Below are 17,668 nucleotides of genomic sequence, written 5' to 3' on the forward strand. Positions count from 1 at the left end.
CGGCGGCCCCGGGGTGGCGCACCGGACCGGTGTGCCACCCCGGGACGGCTCAGCCCACCGCCACCGGCGCGTCCCAGTCGATGACGTACCGCTGCTCGGGGCCGACCGTCTTCTCCGGGTCCATGGCGGCCTTGATGAACAGCGGCATGAGCACCGGCATGATCGCCCGGGCCACCGGGCCGGGAGCCTTCGTACGGTTGATCCGGGCCGCCCGGGCCGCCACCTTCTCCACCCGGTCGCGCCGCAGCCGCTCGTACGCGGCGAAGGCGGCCGGGACGTCGGGCAGGTCCCGCAGGCAGCGGGCCAGCTGCACGGCGCTCTCGATGGCCAGGGAGGCGCCCTGCCCGGAGCTGTTCGAGGGGGCGTGCGCCGCGTCGCCGACCAGCACCATCCGCCCCCGGTGCCAGTGCGGGACCGGCGGCATGATGTGCAGCGAGCCCACCACCTGCAACTCCTCGGCGCTGCTGGTCCGCATCAGCTCCCGGCCCGGGTCGTCGTCGCCGTACGCCGCGCGCAGCCTCGCCAGCCACTCGCCGGACGGGACCGCGCGGGCCTCGGTGAGGCTGAGCGGCCGTTCCTGCGGCAGGTTGACCCCCCACCGGGTGCCGCCCCCCGGCTCCGGCCAGTAGAGGTAGTAGCCGCGCCGGCCGAAGGCGAAGGTCATGGTGCCGGGCTCCGCCGCCACCTCGTGCCGGGCCACCGCCTCGAAGCCGAGCAGCCCGGTGAACCGCGGTCCCGGCGCGTGCGGGTCGATCAGGGTGCGCACCGTCGAGTGGATGCCGTCCGCGCCGATCAGCACGTCCGCGGTGGCGGTGCTGCCGTCGGCGAAGGTGGCGGTCACCCCGCCGGCCGTCTCCCGGACGCCGACCAGGCGCTTGCCGTGCTCGATGCGGACCCCCTCGGCCACGGCCCGGTCGTGCAGCACCCGGTGCAGCGCGGCGCGCGGCACCACCCGCAGCGGCGGCACCCCGGCCAGGGCGGGCAGGGCGACGTGCCGGCGGCCCATGGCCAGCGCCTGCCGGTCGATCGGGGTGGCGATGGCGGTGACCGCCTCGTCGGCGCCGACGAGGCGCAGCGCCGCGACGCCGTTGGGGGCGAGCGCGAGCGTGCCGCCGATGCCGTCGGCGGTGCTCGGGTACGCCTCATGGACGGTGGCGGCGATGCCGGCGCGGTGCAGGGCCATCGCGGTCACCGGACCGGCGATGCCGCCGCCGATGACGATCGCTGTGCTCACTCTGGACACGGTCCCTCCCAGGGTTGTCGGTGGTCGTGCGTGCCGAACCCACCTGGCGGGAGCGCCGGTATCCTCGTGGTTGCCGCTCCGGGCCGGGCGCCGTCAGGTGTCGGTTCGGGGTAAGGGCCCCGGCGCGGTGTTGGCGCACCGGGCCGGGGCCGTCCGTCAGGTGGTGGTGCCGCCCCCTCCCGCCGGGCCCGGCGCGGGTGGGCCGGCCGTGTGGTAGGCCCGCCACTCGTCCAGCCCGGGGTAGCTGCCCGAGGTGATCTCGGCCAGCAGGGCGCGGATCCAGGCGGCCTCCGCCTCCTGGATCGTGAGGTCGTACTCGTTCTCCACGAGGAACAGTCGGGGCACCTGCCGCGCGTGCTCCGCGTACGCCGCCCGCTCGCGGCGGACGGCCTCCTCGAGTTGTGCCAGCCGGTCGCGCAGCAGCGCGGTGGCCTCGTCGGGGTGCAGCACGGCGAGCACCGACAGGCCGGCCCGGAACGAGGACCGTTCCACGGTCGGCGTGGCGACCAGTTCGCGCGCCCAGTCGACCAGTTCGGCCCGCCCGTCGTCGGTGATCCGGTAGACGGTGCGCTCCGGGCGCCGGCCCTCGCGGACGCTCTGCACGGCCGCGATGAGTCCGTGCCGTTCCATGTTGCGCACGACCGTGTAGAAGGACCCCCACTTGATCCCCATGTCCTGGTCCTTGCCGCGGCCGCGGAGGGTGGTGGCCAGCTCGTACGGGTGCATCGGGCGCTCGACCAGGACGGCGAGCACGGCCAGCGCCGTGAGGTTGCCGACCTTCCGTCGCCCTGGCATGTCGTTCCTCCGTTGATACTCGCTGACGATTACTCGTCGACGAGTATATGGGTCGCGGCCGGCTCGGGGAAGCCCCTTCCGCGCTCCGGCCCCCGTCGGGCCCGTTCGGCGACCCCGCGCGGGCCGCCTACGATCGCGGGGTGGAGGAAGACATCCGGCGGATCGGCATCATGGGCGGCACCTTCGACCCGATCCACCACGGGCACCTGGTCGCCGCCAGCGAGGTGGCCGACCGGTTCGGCCTGGACGAGGTGGTCTTCGTCCCGACCGGACAGCCCTGGCAGAAGGCGGACGAACCGGTCAGCCCGGCTGAGGACCGCTACCTGATGACGGTGATCGCCACCGCCTCCAACCCGCGCTTCCAGGTGAGCCGGGTCGACATCGACCGGGGCGGCCCGACCTACACCGTCGACACCCTGCGCGACCTGCACGCCGAGTACGGCCCCAAGGCCCAGCTGTTCTTCATCACCGGGGCGGACGCGCTGGAACGCATCCTGTCCTGGAAGGACCTCGACGAGGCCCTCGCGCTGGCGCACTTCATCGGCGTCACCCGGCCCGGCTTCGAACTCTCCGACCAGCACCTGCCCGCCGACACGGTCAGCCTGATCCAGGTCCCCGCGATGGCCATCTCCTCGACAAACTGCCGGGCGCGGGTGGCCCGGGGCGAGCCGGTCTGGTACCTGGTGCCCGACGGTGTGGTGCAGTACATCGCCAAACGGCGGCTCTACCAGCGGTGATTCCTCCCGGAAGAGCGGCGTTTGTCCCCGTAATCGACCAGAACTGACAAGTCGTCGCCCGGCCGGGTGTGAGAGGCTTGGAGGGTCGCACGGTTGATCGAAGGAGAACGGTGACAGTTTCCGAACGCGCGCACGAGCTGGCGATGGCCGCGGCCCAGGCGGCGGCCGACAAGAAGGCGCAGGACATCGTCATCATCGACGTCGGCGACCAGCTCGCCATCACCGACGCGTTCGTCCTGGCCGCCGCTCCGAACGAGCGTCAGGTGCTCGCCATCGTCGACGCCATCGAGGAGCGACTGCTGGAGCTGCCGGAGAAGGCCAAGCCGGTCCGGCGCGAGGGCGAGCGGGGTGGTCGCTGGGTGCTGCTCGACTACGTCGACATCGTGGTGCACGTGCAGCACACCGAGGAGCGGGAGTTCTACGCCCTCGACCGGCTTTGGAAGGACTGCCCGCAGATCCCGTTCGTGGATCGCGACCTGGCCGACTCCACCGCCGGCACCGCCAGCGCCGAATGACCCGCCTGATCGTCTGGCGGCACGGCAACACCGACTGGAACGCCACCAGCCGGGTCCAGGGGCAGACCGACATACCGCTCAACGACCTCGGCCGGGAGCAGGCCCGCCTGGCCGCGCCGGTGCTGGCCGCGCTGCGCCCGGACGCCATCGTCGCCAGCGACCTGTGCCGGGCCGCCGACACCGCCGCCGCCCTCGCCGCCCTCACCGGGCTGCCGGTGCGCCCCGACCCCCGGCTGCGCGAGCGGCACTTCGGCCAGTGGCAGGGCCTGGCCCTCACCGAGGTGGCCGAGCGCTTCCCCACCGAGTACGCCCGCTGGCGGGCCGGCGACCCGGACCCGGGCGCCGGCATCGAGACGCTCGACGACCTGGGCAAGCGGCTCGGCGCCGCGTTCCAGGACGCGGCCGACCTGGCCGTCGGCGGGACGGTCGTGGTGACCACCCACGGCGGCGGCGCCCGGCAGGGCATCGGTCACCTGCTCGGCTGGGACCACACGGTGCTGCGCGCCGTCGGGTCGCTGGCCAACTGCCACTGGACCGAGCTGCGCCACGACGACGTCCGGGGCTGGCACCTGCGGGCGCACAATGTCGGCCTCGTCACGCAGCCCGCGCCGGCCGACGCGGTCTGAGGCGCGCCGCCGCCGCATCGGCTAGCGTGCGGGCATGCCCGTCGCGGTCGTCACCGACTCCACCGCCTACCTCCCGCCCGACCTGGTCCGCGCCCACCGGCTCACGGTCGTCCCGCTGACCGTCGTGCTCAACGGCGCCGAGGGGCTGGAGGGCGTCGAGACGTTCCCCGACGACGCCACCCGGGCGCTCAGCGGTCGGCGGGTCTCGGTGAGCACCTCCCGCCCGGCCCCCGAACAGTTCGCCGAGGTCTACCGCGCGCTCCTCGCGGCGGGCGCCGACGCGGTGGTCTCGGTGCACCTGTCGGCCGAGCTCTCCGGCACGGTCGAGGCGGCCCGACTGGCCGCCGCCGAGTTCGGCGACCGGATCGCCGTGGTCGACAGCCGCTCCACCGGCATGGGCCTCGGCTTCCCGGTGCTCGCCGCCGCCGCGGCCGCCGCCGGGGGCGTGGACCTCGACGGGGTACGCCGGGCGGCGGTCGACGCGATCGACCGGACCACCATCTTCTTCTACGTGGACACCCTGGAGTTCCTGCGCCGGGGCGGCCGGATCAACGCGGCCGAGGCGCTGCTCGGCACCGCCCTCTCGGTGAAGCCCATCATGCACATGCCGGACGGCACGATCGTGGTCCGGGACAAGGTCCGTACCGCCGGCCGGGGCGTGGCCCGCCTGGTCGACCTCGCCGTCGAGGCGGCCGGCGACGCCGAGGTGGACCTGGCGGTGCACCACCTGGCCGCGCCGCAACGCGCCGAACAGTTGCTGGCGGCGCTCACCGAGCGGCTCGGCGACCGCCTGCACGACACGTACGTCACCGAGGCCGGGGCGGTGGTCGCCGCGCACGCCGGACCGGGCCTCGCCTGCGTGGTCATCCACCGCCGGCCATGATCAACACCACCTCGCCGAGGCGGCGGTCGCCAGCGCACCCGGACACCGCCATTTCGCCGATCCCGACCGACCGCGCCTGGCGGTGACGCCGGTGTCCTACGTGGTGACCGGCGGCGGCGGGGGCGTCGGGCGGGCCGTCGTCGAACGCCTCGCCGCCGACGGCGGCACCGTCGTCGTTCTCGAACATGACCCGGCGGCGCTGGCCTGGCTGGCCGACCACCCGGCCGCCGGCCGACTGCTCCCGCTCGTCGGGGACGCGTCCGACGAGGAGGTCACCGGCCGGGCCGCCGACCTGGCCGAGGCCGCCGCGCCGCTGGCCGGCTGGGTCAACAACGCCGCCATCTTCCGGGACGCCGCCCTGCACACCGCCCCCGCCGCCGAGGTGTGCGCCCTGATCGACCGGAACCTGCGCCCCGCCGTGGTCGGCGCCGCCACGGCGGTACGCCGCTTCCTCACCGCCGGCACCGGCGGCGCGATCGTCAACGTCTCCTCGCACCAGGCCCGCCGGGCGGTGCCGGGCGCTCTGCCGTACGCCACCGCGAAGGCGGCCGTGGAAGGGCTGACCCGGGCGCTCGCCGTGGAGTACGGCCGGCACGGCATCCGGACCAACGCCGTCGCGCTCGGCTCGATCCACACCGAGCGGCACGCGGCTTTCCTGTCCGGACTGGCACCGGCCGAGGCGGACCGGGTGGGGGCGGAACTCGCCCGGCTGCACCCGCTGGGGCGGATCGGGCGTACCGCGGAGGTGGCCGACGTGGTGGCCTTCCTGCTCTCCGGGCAGGCCGCCTTCGTCAACGGGGCGGTCCTGCCGGTGGACGGGGGTCGGTCCGCGCTCGGTCTCGACCCGGAGGAACACTGAACACTGTGGATCGTCCGCCGATCGTGCTGGTGCACGGCACCCGGTTCGCCCGCGGCCAGTGGCAGCCGCAACTGGTCGCCCTCGCCGCCGAGTTCCCGGTGGCGGCCGTCGACCTGCCCGGGCACGGCCGCCGCTCGGCCGAACCCTGGGACCTGGACCGGGCCGCCGACCTGATCGCCGAGGCGGTCCGCGACCTCGACGCCGGCCCGGCGGTGGTGGTCGGACACTCGCTCGGCGGGTACGTCGCGCTGCACTTCGCGCGCCGGCACCCGGACCTGCTGGCCGGGCTGGTGCTGATGGGCGCCAGCGCCGCCACCACCGGGCCGCTGACCGTCCCGTACCGCCTGGTGGCGGCCCTGGTCGCGCGGCTGCCGGCCGACCGGCTCACCCGCTGGAACGACCGGCTGCTGCGCCGGCTGTACCCGCCGGAGGTCGTGGACGCCACCATCGCCGACGGCTACGCCTTCCACACTCTGCCGGTCGCCTGGCGGGACCTGTTCGGCCGGTTCGACGCGTCCAGCCTCGCGGCGGTCCGCGCCCCGGTGCTCATCCTCAACGGGCAGCGGGACCTGCTGTTCCGCACCGGGGAGCGGGCGTTCGCGCGGGCCCGTCCCGGCACCCGGATCGAACTGGTCCCGGGCGCGGCACACCTGGTCAACTTCGACGCCCCGGCCGCCGTCACCGACGCCGTACGCCGCTTCGCCCGGGAGCTGTCACCGGGCCGCTAGCACACCGTGTGCATGATCAGGGCACCGTCCACAGCCCGGTTCCCCATCCACAGCGGAGCTTTGTCGTCAGGCGCCGGCACCACCCGCCGCCGTAGCGTCCCGAGCCGTGCCAGACGACGAGGAGACGAGGGTACGGCAGCGCCTCGCCCGGCTGTTCGACCCGGTGGGGCCGCATTCCGTCCCGCCCGCCGCCCGGTCGGGTGCCGGCGACGAGCGGGCGCGGTCCGCGGCGGCCCCGTCACCCACCGGTGAGCCCACGCCGTTCGGGTCGGCGCTCTGGCCCGTTGACCCGACGCGGCGCGCGGTGGCCGGACCTTCCGGTTCCGGCCGGCGGGTCTCCGGGTCGGATCGGCTCTCCCGCCCGGACGGGCCGGTGTCCGGCCCGGCCGCATCCTCCCTCCCAGAGCGGCCGGCCGCCGGCTCGTCCTTCCTTGCCGAGCGGCTGGACTCCGGTCCCGTTTCGCCGCCCGTGCCGGATCGGCCGCCCCCCGGTTCGGACCCGTCCTCCGGCGGACCCGGCCGGCATTCGCCGGCGTCGCCGTTCGACCTCGACCTCGACCGTGCCGACGACGCCCGCGAGCTCCGGTCGGGGCCGACGCCGACCGACCAGGAACGGACCGAGGGGGCCGGCGTCGCCGGTCCTGGCCGCTCGGCGTCCCGGCTGCTCCCCGGCCCGGGCGCCTTCGATCCCGGCCGTCGAGGGGTCCGCGCCCTCGCCGTGGCGGCCGCCGTGGTGGTGCTGATCGCCGGGGGTTGGGCGTGGCGGTCCCGGCCACACGCCGAGCCAGTCCGCCCGGTGGTGGCCGCCGCATCGGACGAACCCCCGCCGTCTCCGCCCGGGCCGTCCGCGTCCGCGCAGCTCGTCGTCGCGGTCGCCGGCAAGGTACGCCGTCCCGGCCTGGTCCGGTTGCCGGCCGGTGCCCGGGTCGCCGACGCCGTCGAGGCGGCCGGCGGGGCGTTGCCGGGCGTCGACACCGCCCTGCTCAACCCGGCCCGCAAGGTCGCCGACGGCGAGCTGATCCTGGTCGGTGTCGCCGCCCCGCCCGGGCAGGCGGCCCAGCCCGGCCAGCCGGCGGCGGGTGGCGGGGCGGCCCCGGGCAGCCCGGTCAACCTGAACACCGCGACCCTGGCCCAGCTCGACGCGCTTCCGGGTGTCGGACCGGTGCTCGCCCAGCGGATCCTCGACCACCGGGAGCAGCATGGCGGCTTCCGGTCCGTCTCCGACCTGCGCCAGGTCGAGGGCATCGGCGACGCCCGGTACGAGCAGCTCAAGGACCTGGTGACGGTGTGATGTCGACGCCCACGTCCAGGCCCGACGCGGAGACACCGGCGGGGGACGGCCCCGACCTGCGGTTGGCCGGGCTCGCGGTGGCCGCCTGGCTCGCCGCCCTCGCCGGTCTGCGGCTCACCGCCGGTGCGGGTGCCGCGCTGGCCGGAGTCGCCGCCGGCCTGGCCGTCGTCCTCGGCCTTCACCTGTGCGGCATTCTCGGGCGACCGCCCACCCCGGTCCGCCGGTACGGCTGGATCGCGGTCGCCGTGCTGCTCGGCGTGCTCTGCGGCGCGGCCGCCACCGCCGCCCGCGTCGCGGTCCGGGACGTCGCCCCGGTGCGGGCGCTGGTGGACGCACGCTCCCTGGTCACCGCCGACCTGGTGGTCCGGGACGACCCGCGCCCGGTCCGGGGCGCTCCCGGCCGTCCGGCCACCCTGCTGCTCCACGCCGACCTGATCCGCCTCACCGACCCCGAGGGCCGCCGGTTGACCGGGCCGGTGCGGGGACTGGTGCTGGCGACCGACCCGGCCTGGCGGACCCTGCTGCCGGGACAGCGGGCGAGCGCCCGGGGCCGGCTGGCCGCTCCGCGCGGCGGGGACCTCACGGCGGCCGTGCTCACCGCCACCGGACCGCCCACCCGGCACGGCCGGCCGCCCTGGGCGCAACGGGCGGCGGGCGTGCTGCGGGCCGGCCTGCAGCGGGCCTGCGAGCCGCTGCCCGACGAGCCCGGTGGGCTGCTGCCCGGCCTGGTCGTCGGGGACACCAGCCGGCTGCCGCCAACCGTCGAGGAGGACTTCCGGACCACCGGCATGACACACCTGAACGCCGTTTCCGGCTCGAACGTCGCCATCGTCGTCGGGGCGGTGCTGCTGCTCGCCCGGTGGGCCCGGGCCGGTCCCCGGACGGCCGCGGGGCTGTGCGTGCTGGCCCTGGTCGGGTTCGTCATCCTGGTCCGCCCGTCGCCGAGCGTGGTGCGCGCGGCGGCGATGGGCGCGATCGGGCTGGCCGCGCTCGCCACTGGGCGGCCCCGGGCCGCCCTGCCCGCCCTCGCCGCCGCGGTCACCGTCCTGGTGCTGGTCGACCCGGAGCTGGCCGGCGATCCCGGGTTCACGCTGTCGGTGTGCGCCACCGGCGGGCTGCTGTTGCTCGCCCCCGGCTGGCGGGACGCGTTACGCCGCCGGGGCGTACCGGCGGGGCTGGCCGAAGCGCTCGCCGTGCCGGCGGCCGCGCAGCTCGCCTGCGGCCCGGTGATCGCCGGCATCTCGGGGACGGTGAGCCTGGTGGCGGTGCCGGCGAACCTGCTGGCGGTGCCGGCCGTCGCCCCTGCCACCGTGCTCGGGGTGGCCGCCGCCGTGGTGTCGCCGGTCTGGCCGGCGGGTGCCGGGTTCGCCGCCTGGCTGGCGAGCTGGCCGGCCCGGTGGCTGGTGCTGGTGGCCGGCCAGGGTGCCCGGCTGCCCGCCGGGACACTGCCCTGGCCGGGCGGCGTGACCGGAGCCGTGCTGCTGGCCGCGCTGTCCGTGGCGTTGCTGTTCGCCGCCCGACGGCCGGTGCTGCGCCGGCTCGCCGCGGTCGGCACGGTCGCGGTGGTGCTCGGCACGCTGCCGGTCCGGCTGCTCGCCCCCGGCTGGCCGCCGCCCGGCTGGGTGGTGGTGGCCTGCGCCGTCGGGCAGGGCGACGCCGTCGTGCTGCCGGTCGCCGCCGGCCGGGCGGTGGTGGTCGACGCCGGCCCGGACCCGTCCGGCGTGGACGGGTGCCTGCGCCGGCTCGGCGTACGCGAGGTGCCGTTGCTGGTGGTCAGCCACTTCCACGCCGACCACGTGGGCGGGATCGCCGGGGTGTTCCGGGGCCGGCGGGTGGTGGACGTGGCGACCCCGGCGTGGGCCGAGCCGCCCTACGGCGTCGCCCAGGTACGCGAAGCGGCACGCCGTGGTGCCGCCGTCCTGCGTACCGTGCCGGTCGGCTGGCGCTGGCGGGCCGGGGGAGTCGAACTGGCCGCCCTGGGGCCGCCCTACCCGTTGCGCGGCAGCCGGTCGGACCCGAACAACAACTCCCTGGTGCTGGCGGCGACCGTTGCCGGGGTGCGGATCCTGCTGGCCGGGGACGCCGAGACGGAGGAGCAACGGGCGCTGCTGGAGGCCGGTGCGTCCGCTGCGCTCCGGGCCGACGTGCTCAAGGTCGCCCACCACGGCTCGGCGTACCAGGACCCGGAGTTCCTGGCCGCCATCCGGCCGGCGGTGGCGCTGGTGTCGGTGGGTGCGGGCAACGACTACGGGCACCCGAACGTGGCCCTGCTGGACCGGTTGCGCCGCGGCGGCGCCCGGGTCCTGCGGACCGACACCTCGGGCGACATCGCCGCCGTACGCGACGGGTCGGGGCTGGCGGTGGTGGCCCGGGGCCTCGGAGCGGGACGCCGGGCGGCTGCGCCGAGGGTCGACAGGCTTGCGCGGATAACAGGTGGATCGAATCAAATGTCTGGATTCGCGCTGAGTGCGGGCTGCGCCGTCACAGTCCTCGATGACCAGGCACGATCCGGTCGGAGCGCGTGCGAATATGGGCGACGTGACCCCCGCCAGCCTGCCTCCCATTCTGCTCGTTCTCGGCGACGAGGAGCTGCTCGCCACGCGAGCGGTCACCGAAGCCGTCGCCCGAGCCCGCAGCGTCGACCCCGACGTCGACGTCCGGGAGTACCAGGCCGGTTCCCTGACGGTCGGCGAGATCGCCGAGATGCTCAGCCCCTCGCTCTTCGGCGGCCGGCGGGTGCTGGTGCTCCGGTCCGGCCAGGACGCCCGCAAGGACCTGGTCGCCGCCCTGCTGGACTACGCGAAGAACCCGGATCCCGAGGTGCAGCTCGTGGTGCTGCACCTCGGCGCGGCGAAGGGAAAGGCGTTCGCCGACGGGCTGCGCGCCGCGGGTGCGACCGTCGTGCCGGCGGCGAAGCTCAAGGGGCACCGGGACCGGGTGGCCTTCGTGCGGGACGAGATCCGCCGCAGCGGGGGCAGATGCACCGAGGACGCGGCCGAGGCGCTGATCGCCGCCGTCGGCACCGACCTGCGGGAGCTGGCCGCCGCCTGCTCGCAGCTCGTCGCGGACACCGACGGCCGGATCGGGGCGGACACGGTGGCCCGCTACTACAAGGGCCGGGTCGAGGTGACCGGCTTCACCGTCGCCGACGCGACGATGGTCGGTGACGTCCCCGCCGCCCTGGAGGCGTTGCGCTGGGCGCTGCACGTCGGCGTCGACCCGGTGCCGATCGCCGACGCGCTCGCCGACGGCGTCCGTACGGTGGCCCGGGTCGCCTCGGCCGGACGGGGCAGCCCGTACCAGCTCGCCAGCAGTCTGGGGATGCCGGCCTGGAAGATCGAGCGGGCGCAGCGGCAGGGGCGTGGCTGGACGCCGGAGGGCCTGGTCGAGGCGATGCGGGCGGCCGCCGAGTGCAACGCGGCCGTCAAGGGAGGCGCCGACGACCGGGCGTACGCGCTGGAGCGGGCGGTGTTCTCCGTGGCTGCGGCCCGGCAGGGCGGCGCCCGGTGACCCGGTCCCAGTCCTGGGCGACCGTGCCGACGGATGACGAGCGGTACCGCCCGCTCTACGCCCGGGTACTGGGGCTGCGCTTCGTCAACCCGGGCGGGGTGCTCTGCTTCCTCTTCTTCGAAGGGGCGGTGGCGCTCGCCGTGCTGCTCGCCCTGGCCGAGCTGGTGAGCTGGTGGGCGGTGCTGGTGCTGCCGGCGGTGGTGGCGGCGATGGTCAAGCTCAACGATGTGGTCGCCGAGCTGGTGATCCGCACCGCGGCGCAGGTGCCCGAGCAGGAACGGGACCGCTTCCGCCAGCAGATGGAGCCGGTCGTCGGACGGGCCAGGGTGCCGTCGGCGGTCCGGGCGCTACCCGGCGGCGCGTCCGCTCCGGTGACGGCGTCCTGGCCAGCCGGCCCCGGCGACCGCGCAGCCGGCCCCGGCCACTCGGTAACCGGCTTCAGCGACCGGGCAATCGGCTCCGGCGCTCCGGATCGTCGGACGGCCGGCCCCGGCAGCCCGATGCTGCGGGCGACCACGCTCGGCGACCCGGCGTCCGACCCGCGCCGGACGAACTGGACCGATCCCGACCCGTCCCGCTGACCCACGGTCAGGCTTCCCCGGCCCGGTCACCGCGCAATGTCCGCGAAATTGCTGCTCCCCGGGATGGTGAAGCGGCATCTTCGGCGAGCTTGCGCAGACCCGAGAGCCGGCGGCTCAGGCACGGTGGCGCGGAGACATGTGCAGACAGCCGGAAGCCCCGGGGTGGTGACCCCGGGGCTTCCGGCCAGGTCTGAGGGCGCTCGTCAGGCCGAGAACGAGGCGACGCGCTTGGCGATCGCCGACTTCCGGTTGGCCGCCTGGTTGGCGTGGATGACGCCCTTGCTGGCAGCCTTGTCCAGCTTCCGGGTGGCGTCCCGCATGAGGGCGGTGGCCTTCTCGGTGTCGCCGGCCTCGGCAGCCTCGTTGAACTTCCGGATGGCGGTCTTCAGCGACGACTTGACCGACTTGTTACGCAGCCGGCGCTTCTCGTTCTGCCGGTTGCGCTTGATCTGGGACTTGATGTTCGCCACGCGACAGCCTCGTCTTGATAGCTCGGGTTGGTCTGCTTCCGCGCACGACGAGCATGCGTCATCGCCGCGCGAAGAGCCAGGTTACCAGGTCGGCCCCGGACGAGCCAAAACGGCTCGGGTGACCCGGCCCGGCCTGCCCCCGGATTGGCGCCGGCTGCCCCGCGCCGGCCTGCACCGATCCGCACCCCTTCGCGCCGGACGGTCATGATCCACTCCGGTTGCGGCGGATCGCGGTATCCCTCGCGGCAGACACCCCGGTGTGCGGTAGCCGGAGTGGATCAAGCGCGGTGACTTGCGCACCAGCGACCTGGAGGATCAACCAGGGCAGGCTACGAACCTGATGTCGTGAACGGATCACGCTCGCCGGTTGCGGCGCACCGTGGTGAATCGCCTACGACATCAAGTTTGTAGCGGGAATGAAGGCCACCGCGAGCCGCGACGGAGCGCCGCCTACCCAGCACGACCCCGGCTCAACGGCCACCGAGAATCTTTGGCCGCCGCCCGGACGGCGGCAAAAGCTCGCGGGCGGCGGGTGGATCAGAAGGGGCGGGGAGTGGGGGTCAGGTCCAGTGCTGCCGGGCGGCCAGCCAGGCGAGCGCCTGCTCGCCGCTCCACCGCTGGTGGGCCCGGAGGTGTGGGGAGGCGGTCGACGGTCCGGCCGCCGCGCCGGTGAGGAAGTACCCGGCGAGTGCGGCGAGCGTCACGTCCAGCGCGTCGGCCGGGGCGCCGGTGGCGGCCGGGTGGCCGGCGAAGGCGGCGTCCGCGTCCAGGCCGCTGGCGTAGCCGGTGATCAGCAGGCTGACCAGGTCGAACCAGGCCGGCCCGTGGCACAGCCAGGTCCAGTCGCAGAACCAGGCCCGGCCGTCGGCGTCGAGCAGCACGTTGTCCACCCGCAGGTCGCCGTGGGCCAGCCCGGCGGTGTCGGCGTACCCGGGGAGGCGGGACTCCAGCCGGACCAGCTCGGGCAGCGGGGCCCAGGGGGGCAGCTCGGGTGCCGGCTCCCGGCCGGCGGCCACCTCGCCCCACCACAGGATGTCGTCGCGGGCCAGCCGGTCGAGGCGGGGCAGCCCGAGCGCGACCAGCTCCGCGGGCGGGTCGGCGAGCGCGGCGGCCACCTCGGCGTACCCGGTGAGGGCGGCGTCCAGTGCCTCCGGGTGCCAGGGCAGCTCGGGGGTCCGACCGGCGACGGCGGTCAGCCCGACCGCGTACCAGCCGGCGTCGGTGAGCGCCCAGCGTGGCCGAGGGACCGGCAGGCCGGCGGGGAGCCGGGCCAGGATCCGGGCCTCGTGGAAGTACCAGTCGACCAGGTGCCGCTGCCCGTCCAGCGCCGCCGCCTTGACGAAGACCCGGTCGCCGTCGGGGCCGGTGAGCACCGCGGCGAAGCCCCGGGTGAAGCCGCCGCCGGCCAGCCGGACCGCCGCCGGGGGGCCGCCGAGCCGCGCGGCGATCCCGTCCCGCAGCCCGGCCGGGAGCGCCGCCCAGTCGGGGCGTACGGCCGTCGCGTCGTACGGCACCGGGGGCAGGGAGATCCGGGGCACAGCCGCCATTGTCGTACGGCGCTGGCAGCATCCGTGCCGTGGACATGGACGAGTCGCGACCCGCCCCGCTGCGGCGGGAGGACGGCGGGCCGGTCTGGGAGACTGCCAGGCCATGAGGACCGACGACTTCTGGCAGCTGATCGACCAGGCCCGCGCCGGCGCCGGGGGAGAACCCGACGCGGTCGCCGCCCGGGCGGTGGCCCTGCTCGCCGAGCGGGCTCCGGAGGAGATCGTCGGGTACGCCCGGCACCAGGAGCGGGTGCTCGCCGCCTCCTACCGGGTCGACCTGTGGGGCGCGGCGTATCTGATCAACGGCGGCGCCTCGGACGACGGTTTCGAGCACTTCCGCGGCTGGTTGATGACCCAGGGCCGGGCGGTCTTCGCCAAGGTGGTGGCCGACCCGGACTCCCTCGCCGAGCTGCCCCGGGTCCGGGCGGCCGCGCTCACCGGCGAGGAGTTCCACTGCGACGACATGCTGGCGGTGCCGTGGCAGGCGTACCGGAAGGCCACCGCGACCGAGCTGCCGGCGGACCGGGAGCCGGTTCCCGTGCCCGACCTGAACGACTTCTGGGACTTCGACGACGAGGACGAGGCGCGGCGGCGGCTGCCGAGGCTCGCCGCGCTCTTCGTCGAGCCTCCGGAGGAGTGACGGGGGAGTGACGGGGGAGCCCGGGCACGCCCCGGGCGACGTGGGAGCATAGAGGGGGCCGGCGTCGCGCCGGCCCGCTCACGTCAGCCGACCAGAACGGACCGCTGTGCCACCGACGCTCGATCCCGGCGCGAACGCTCCTGGTGCCACCGACCCGGCGCGCATCCGGAACTTCTGCATCATCGCCCACATCGACCACGGGAAGTCGACCCTGGCCGACCGGATGCTGCAGCTCACCGGCGTGGTCGACCCCCGGCAGATGCGCGCCCAGTACCTCGACCGGATGGACATCGAGCGCGAGCGCGGCATCACCATCAAGAGCCAGGCCGTCCGCATGCCGTGGACCGTCCGGGAGGGCGACCGGGCCGGCGAGAGCGCCGTGCTGAACATGATCGACACCCCGGGTCACGTCGACTTCACCTATGAGGTGTCCCGGTCCCTGGCCGCCTGCGAGGGCGCGATCCTGCTGGTCGACGCGGCGCAGGGCATCGAGGCGCAGACCCTGGCCAACCTCTACCTGGCCCTCGAGAACGACCTGCACATCATCCCGGTGCTCAACAAGATCGACCTGCCGGCCGCGCAGCCGGAGAAGTACGCCGAGGAGCTCGCCCACCTGATCGGCGGGGACCCGGCGGACTGCATCAAGGTCTCCGGCAAGACCGGTGAGGGCGTGCCCTACCTGCTCGACGAGATCGTCCGGCAGTTCGTGCCCCCGGTCGGTGAGGCGGACGCCCCGGCCCGGGCGATGATCTTCGACTCGGTGTACGACGTCTACCGCGGCGTGGTCACCTACGTCCGGGTGGTCGACGGCCGGATCTCCGCCCGGGACCGGATCAAGATGATGTCCACCGGCGCGGTCCACGAGCTGTTGGAGATCGGCGTCATTTCGCCGGAGATGGTGAAGGCCGACGCGCTGGGCGTCGGCGAGGTGGGCTACCTGATCACCGGGGTGAAGGACGTCCGGCAGTCCCGGGTCGGTGACACCGTCACCATCAACGGCAACCCGGCCAAGGAGGCGCTCGGCGGCTACAAGGACCCGAAGCCGATGGTCTACTCGGGTCTCTATCCGATCGACGGGTCGGACTACCCGAACCTGCGGGAGGCGCTCGACAAGCTCAAGCTGAACGACGCCGCGCTGGTCTACGAGCCGGAGACCTCCGGCGCGCTGGGCTTCGGCTTCCGCTGCGGCTTCCTCGGCCTGCTGCACCTGGAGATCATCCGGGAGCGGCTGGAGCGGGAGTTCAACCTCGACCTGATCTCCACCGCGCCGAACGTGGTCTACCGGGCGATCACGGAGGACGGCCAGGAAATCGTGGTGACCAACCCGAGCGAGTACCCGACCGGCAAGATCGCCGAGGTGTACGAGCCGACGGTGCGGGCCACCGTGCTCACCCCGAACGACTACGTCGGCGCGGTGATGGAGCTGTGCCAGGGCCGCCGGGGCAGCCTGCTGGGCATGGACTACCTCTCCGCCGACCGGGTGGAGCTGCGCTACACCCTGCCGCTCGCCGAGATCATCTTCGACTTCTTCGACCAGTTGAAGAGCCGCACCAAGGGTTACGCCTCGCTGGACTACGAGCCCTCCGGCGAGCAGGCGTCCGACCTGGTCAAGGTGGACATCCTGCTGCACGGTGAGCCGGTCGACGCGTTCAGCGCGATCGTGCACAAGGACAAGGCGTACAACTACGGCACCACCATCGCGGCGAAGCTGCGCACCCTGATCCCGCGCCAGCAGTTCGAGGTGCCGATCCAGGCCGCCATCGGCAGCCGGGTGATCGCGCGGGAGACCATCCGCGCCATCCGCAAGGACGTGCTCGCCAAGTGCTACGGCGGTGACATCAGCCGGAAGCGCAAGCTGCTGGAGAAGCAGAAGGAAGGCAAGAAGCGGATGAAGATGGTGGGCCGGGTGGAGGTCCCGCAGGAGGCCTTCATCGCGGCGCTCTCCTCCGACTCCGGGGACGGCAAGGCCCCCGGCAAGAAGTAGGCCACCGGCCGTCTCCGCGTACCCGGGGAATTTTCTCCCGGGGCGGCCCGCCGCCGGATCCGCCCGCATTCCCCCCCCCCGCGGCCTGCGCGATCGTCCGTTCGGGGCGGCGTTGCGCGGTGCCGGCGGCGGCGGTCGGCAGGGGCGTTTCTCGATGAGTCGGTTTGGTTTCTCGGCGGGTCGGGCACTTACCGGTCACGACAGGAACCACACACAAGGTGTGAAACCGACTTCGAAGGAGAGCGACCGTGACCGTCATGGGGATCATCACCGCGCTCATTGTTGGTCTGATCGTCGGCGCTCTGGGTCGCCTGGTCGTTCCGGGCCGCCAGAACATGCCGATCTGGCTGCACATGCTGATCGGCGTGGGCGCCGCGCTGCTCGGTACCGTGCTGGCCCGGGCCCTGGGCATCGCGACCGAGACGGCCGGCATCGACTGGATGGAACTGCTGGTGCAGGTCGTGCTGGCCGCCATCGCCGTGGCCCTGGTGGCCGGCGTGGGCCGTCGGCGCAGCGTCTCGCGCTACTGACCCGCACCCTCTGAACGCTGCGCGGGCGTCCGACCTACCGGTCGGGCGCCCGCTCGCGTCTGCGCCGACGGGGCAAGCCGCCAGTGTCTGGCCGAAATTGGCCGGGATGGCCGCGATCGATGTCCGAACCGGCGGCCCGGAGGAGATTTCCGGCGCGAAAGCGCAGGCCGCAACGGTTCGGTCCAGTTCATCACCGAAGTCGGTTTGGGGTTTCCGCCGGTCGGGAAATTAGCGGTCGGACAGCGAACACGACCCCCGTGTGAGACACCTTTCGAGGAGGAGAACGACCATGACCGTAACGGGCATCATCACCGCGCTCATTGTTGGTCTGATCGTCGGCGCTCTGGGTCGCCTGGTCGTTCCGGGCCGCCAGAACATGCCGATCTGGCTGCACATGCTGATCGGCGTGGGCGCCGCGCTGCTCGGTACCGTGCTGGCCCGGGCCCTGGGCATCGCGACCGAGACGGCCGGCATCGACTGGATGGAACTGCTGGTGCAGGTCGTGCTGGCCGCCATCGCCGTGGCCCTGGTGGCCGGCGTGGGCCGTCGGCGCAGCGTCTCGCGCTACTGACCCGCACCCCCTGAACGCTGCGCGGGCGTCCGACCTACCGGTCGGGCGCCCGCTGGCGTATGCCCTGACCTGCCCGGACCGCACCCCTGCCGCCGGGGCGGCCGGCTGCGATACGGTCGCCTCGCCCCACCGTCGCGAATGCCCCCTGTTGTAAAGGA

The 17,668-nt window shown here is 74.4% G+C and carries 17 protein-coding genes and 1 pseudogene; 14 read left to right on the forward strand and 4 right to left on the reverse strand.

Annotated features, from left to right (window positions below; genetic code table 11):
- Nucleotides 1-49 precede the first annotated feature (49 nt).
- Complete coding sequence (locus tag EFE23_RS09290; RefSeq protein WP_233600931.1) at nucleotides 50-1,234, reverse strand: FAD-dependent monooxygenase; 1,185 nt, start codon at nucleotides 1,232-1,234, stop codon at nucleotides 50-52.
- 165 nt (nucleotides 1,235-1,399) lie between these two features.
- A complete protein-coding gene (locus EFE23_RS09295) occupies nucleotides 1,400-2,038 on the reverse strand; it encodes a PadR family transcriptional regulator (RefSeq protein ID WP_123240507.1) in 639 nt (212 codons plus the stop codon).
- 140 nt (nucleotides 2,039-2,178) lie between these two features.
- Here EFE23_RS09295 and nadD point away from each other — a divergent pair, with 140 nt between their 5' ends.
- The 10 genes and pseudogenes from nadD (at nucleotide 2,179) to EFE23_RS28805 (ending at nucleotide 11,768) form a co-directional block, all read left to right on the forward strand.
- A complete protein-coding gene (gene nadD, locus EFE23_RS09300) occupies nucleotides 2,179-2,775 on the forward strand; it encodes a nicotinate-nucleotide adenylyltransferase (protein ID WP_123240550.1) in 597 nt (198 codons plus the stop codon).
- A gap of 110 nt (nucleotides 2,776-2,885) precedes the next feature.
- Entirely contained in the window at nucleotides 2,886-3,290 is a 405-nt protein-coding gene (rsfS, locus tag EFE23_RS09305) for a ribosome silencing factor (RefSeq protein ID WP_123240508.1), read from the forward strand.
- Nucleotides 3,287-3,916, forward strand: coding sequence for a histidine phosphatase family protein (locus tag EFE23_RS09310; RefSeq protein ID WP_123240509.1), 630 nt, complete (start codon nucleotides 3,287-3,289; stop codon nucleotides 3,914-3,916). The genes rsfS and EFE23_RS09310 overlap by 4 nt, the downstream gene beginning before the upstream one ends.
- A 34-nt stretch (nucleotides 3,917-3,950) precedes the next feature.
- Nucleotides 3,951-4,799, forward strand: a complete 849-nt coding sequence (locus EFE23_RS09315) for a DegV family protein (RefSeq protein ID WP_123240510.1) — start codon at nucleotides 3,951-3,953, stop codon at nucleotides 4,797-4,799.
- 91 nt (nucleotides 4,800-4,890) lie between these two features.
- Nucleotides 4,891-5,658, forward strand: a complete 768-nt coding sequence (locus EFE23_RS09320; RefSeq protein ID WP_309226200.1) for an SDR family NAD(P)-dependent oxidoreductase — start codon at nucleotides 4,891-4,893, stop codon at nucleotides 5,656-5,658.
- Between the two features lie 5 nt (nucleotides 5,659-5,663).
- Nucleotides 5,664-6,386, forward strand: a complete 723-nt coding sequence (locus EFE23_RS09325) for an alpha/beta fold hydrolase (protein ID WP_199736989.1) — start codon at nucleotides 5,664-5,666, stop codon at nucleotides 6,384-6,386.
- Nucleotides 6,387-6,690: 304 nt separating this feature from the next.
- On the forward strand, nucleotides 6,691-7,677 hold the full coding sequence (locus tag EFE23_RS29735) for a ComEA family DNA-binding protein (protein ID WP_373683982.1): 987 nt from the start codon (nucleotides 6,691-6,693) through the stop codon (nucleotides 7,675-7,677).
- A pseudogene (locus EFE23_RS09335) lies at nucleotides 7,677-10,055 on the forward strand (ComEC/Rec2 family competence protein); the annotation flags it as partial. The gene EFE23_RS29735 and the pseudogene EFE23_RS09335, both read left to right, overlap by 1 nt.
- 151 nt (nucleotides 10,056-10,206) lie before the next feature.
- The gene (gene holA, locus EFE23_RS09340) at nucleotides 10,207-11,187 is read left to right on the forward strand and encodes a DNA polymerase III subunit delta (RefSeq protein WP_123240512.1); all 981 of its coding nucleotides are present in this window, start codon (nucleotides 10,207-10,209) and stop codon (nucleotides 11,185-11,187) included.
- Nucleotides 11,184-11,768, forward strand: coding sequence for a hypothetical protein (locus EFE23_RS28805; RefSeq protein ID WP_233600932.1), 585 nt, complete (start codon nucleotides 11,184-11,186; stop codon nucleotides 11,766-11,768). Before holA ends, EFE23_RS28805 begins: the two co-directional genes overlap by 4 nt.
- A gap of 203 nt (nucleotides 11,769-11,971) precedes the next feature.
- Here the strand turns inward: EFE23_RS28805 and rpsT are convergent, their stop codons facing one another.
- Together rpsT and EFE23_RS09355 are read right to left on the reverse strand one after the other, a co-directional pair.
- A complete protein-coding gene (rpsT, locus tag EFE23_RS09350) occupies nucleotides 11,972-12,238 on the reverse strand; it encodes a 30S ribosomal protein S20 (protein WP_123240513.1) in 267 nt (88 codons plus the stop codon).
- Nucleotides 12,239-12,798: 560 nt separating this feature from the next.
- Complete coding sequence (locus EFE23_RS09355) at nucleotides 12,799-13,785, reverse strand: phosphotransferase family protein (protein ID WP_123240514.1); 987 nt, start codon at nucleotides 13,783-13,785, stop codon at nucleotides 12,799-12,801.
- Nucleotides 13,786-13,888: 103 nt separating this feature from the next.
- On the opposite strand from EFE23_RS09355, the gene EFE23_RS09360 reads away from it, so the two are divergent.
- From EFE23_RS09360 to EFE23_RS09375, 4 genes are all read left to right on the forward strand, one after another.
- On the forward strand, nucleotides 13,889-14,425 hold the full coding sequence (locus tag EFE23_RS09360) for a DUF4240 domain-containing protein (RefSeq protein ID WP_123240515.1): 537 nt from the start codon (nucleotides 13,889-13,891) through the stop codon (nucleotides 14,423-14,425).
- A 106-nt stretch (nucleotides 14,426-14,531) separates the two neighbouring features.
- Complete coding sequence (gene lepA / locus EFE23_RS09365; protein ID WP_123240516.1) at nucleotides 14,532-16,409, forward strand: translation elongation factor 4; 1,878 nt, start codon at nucleotides 14,532-14,534, stop codon at nucleotides 16,407-16,409.
- 257 nt (nucleotides 16,410-16,666) lie between these two features.
- On the forward strand, nucleotides 16,667-16,939 hold the full coding sequence (locus EFE23_RS09370; RefSeq protein WP_123240553.1) for a GlsB/YeaQ/YmgE family stress response membrane protein: 273 nt from the start codon (nucleotides 16,667-16,669) through the stop codon (nucleotides 16,937-16,939).
- A gap of 289 nt (nucleotides 16,940-17,228) precedes the next feature.
- Entirely contained in the window at nucleotides 17,229-17,510 is a 282-nt protein-coding gene (locus EFE23_RS09375) for a GlsB/YeaQ/YmgE family stress response membrane protein (protein ID WP_123240517.1), read from the forward strand.
- The last annotated feature ends 158 nt before the right edge of the window (nucleotides 17,511-17,668 follow it).

The sequence above is a fragment of the Micromonospora solifontis genome (genome assembly GCF_003725545.1).
GTDB lineage: Bacteria > Actinomycetota > Actinomycetes > Mycobacteriales > Micromonosporaceae > Micromonospora > Micromonospora solifontis.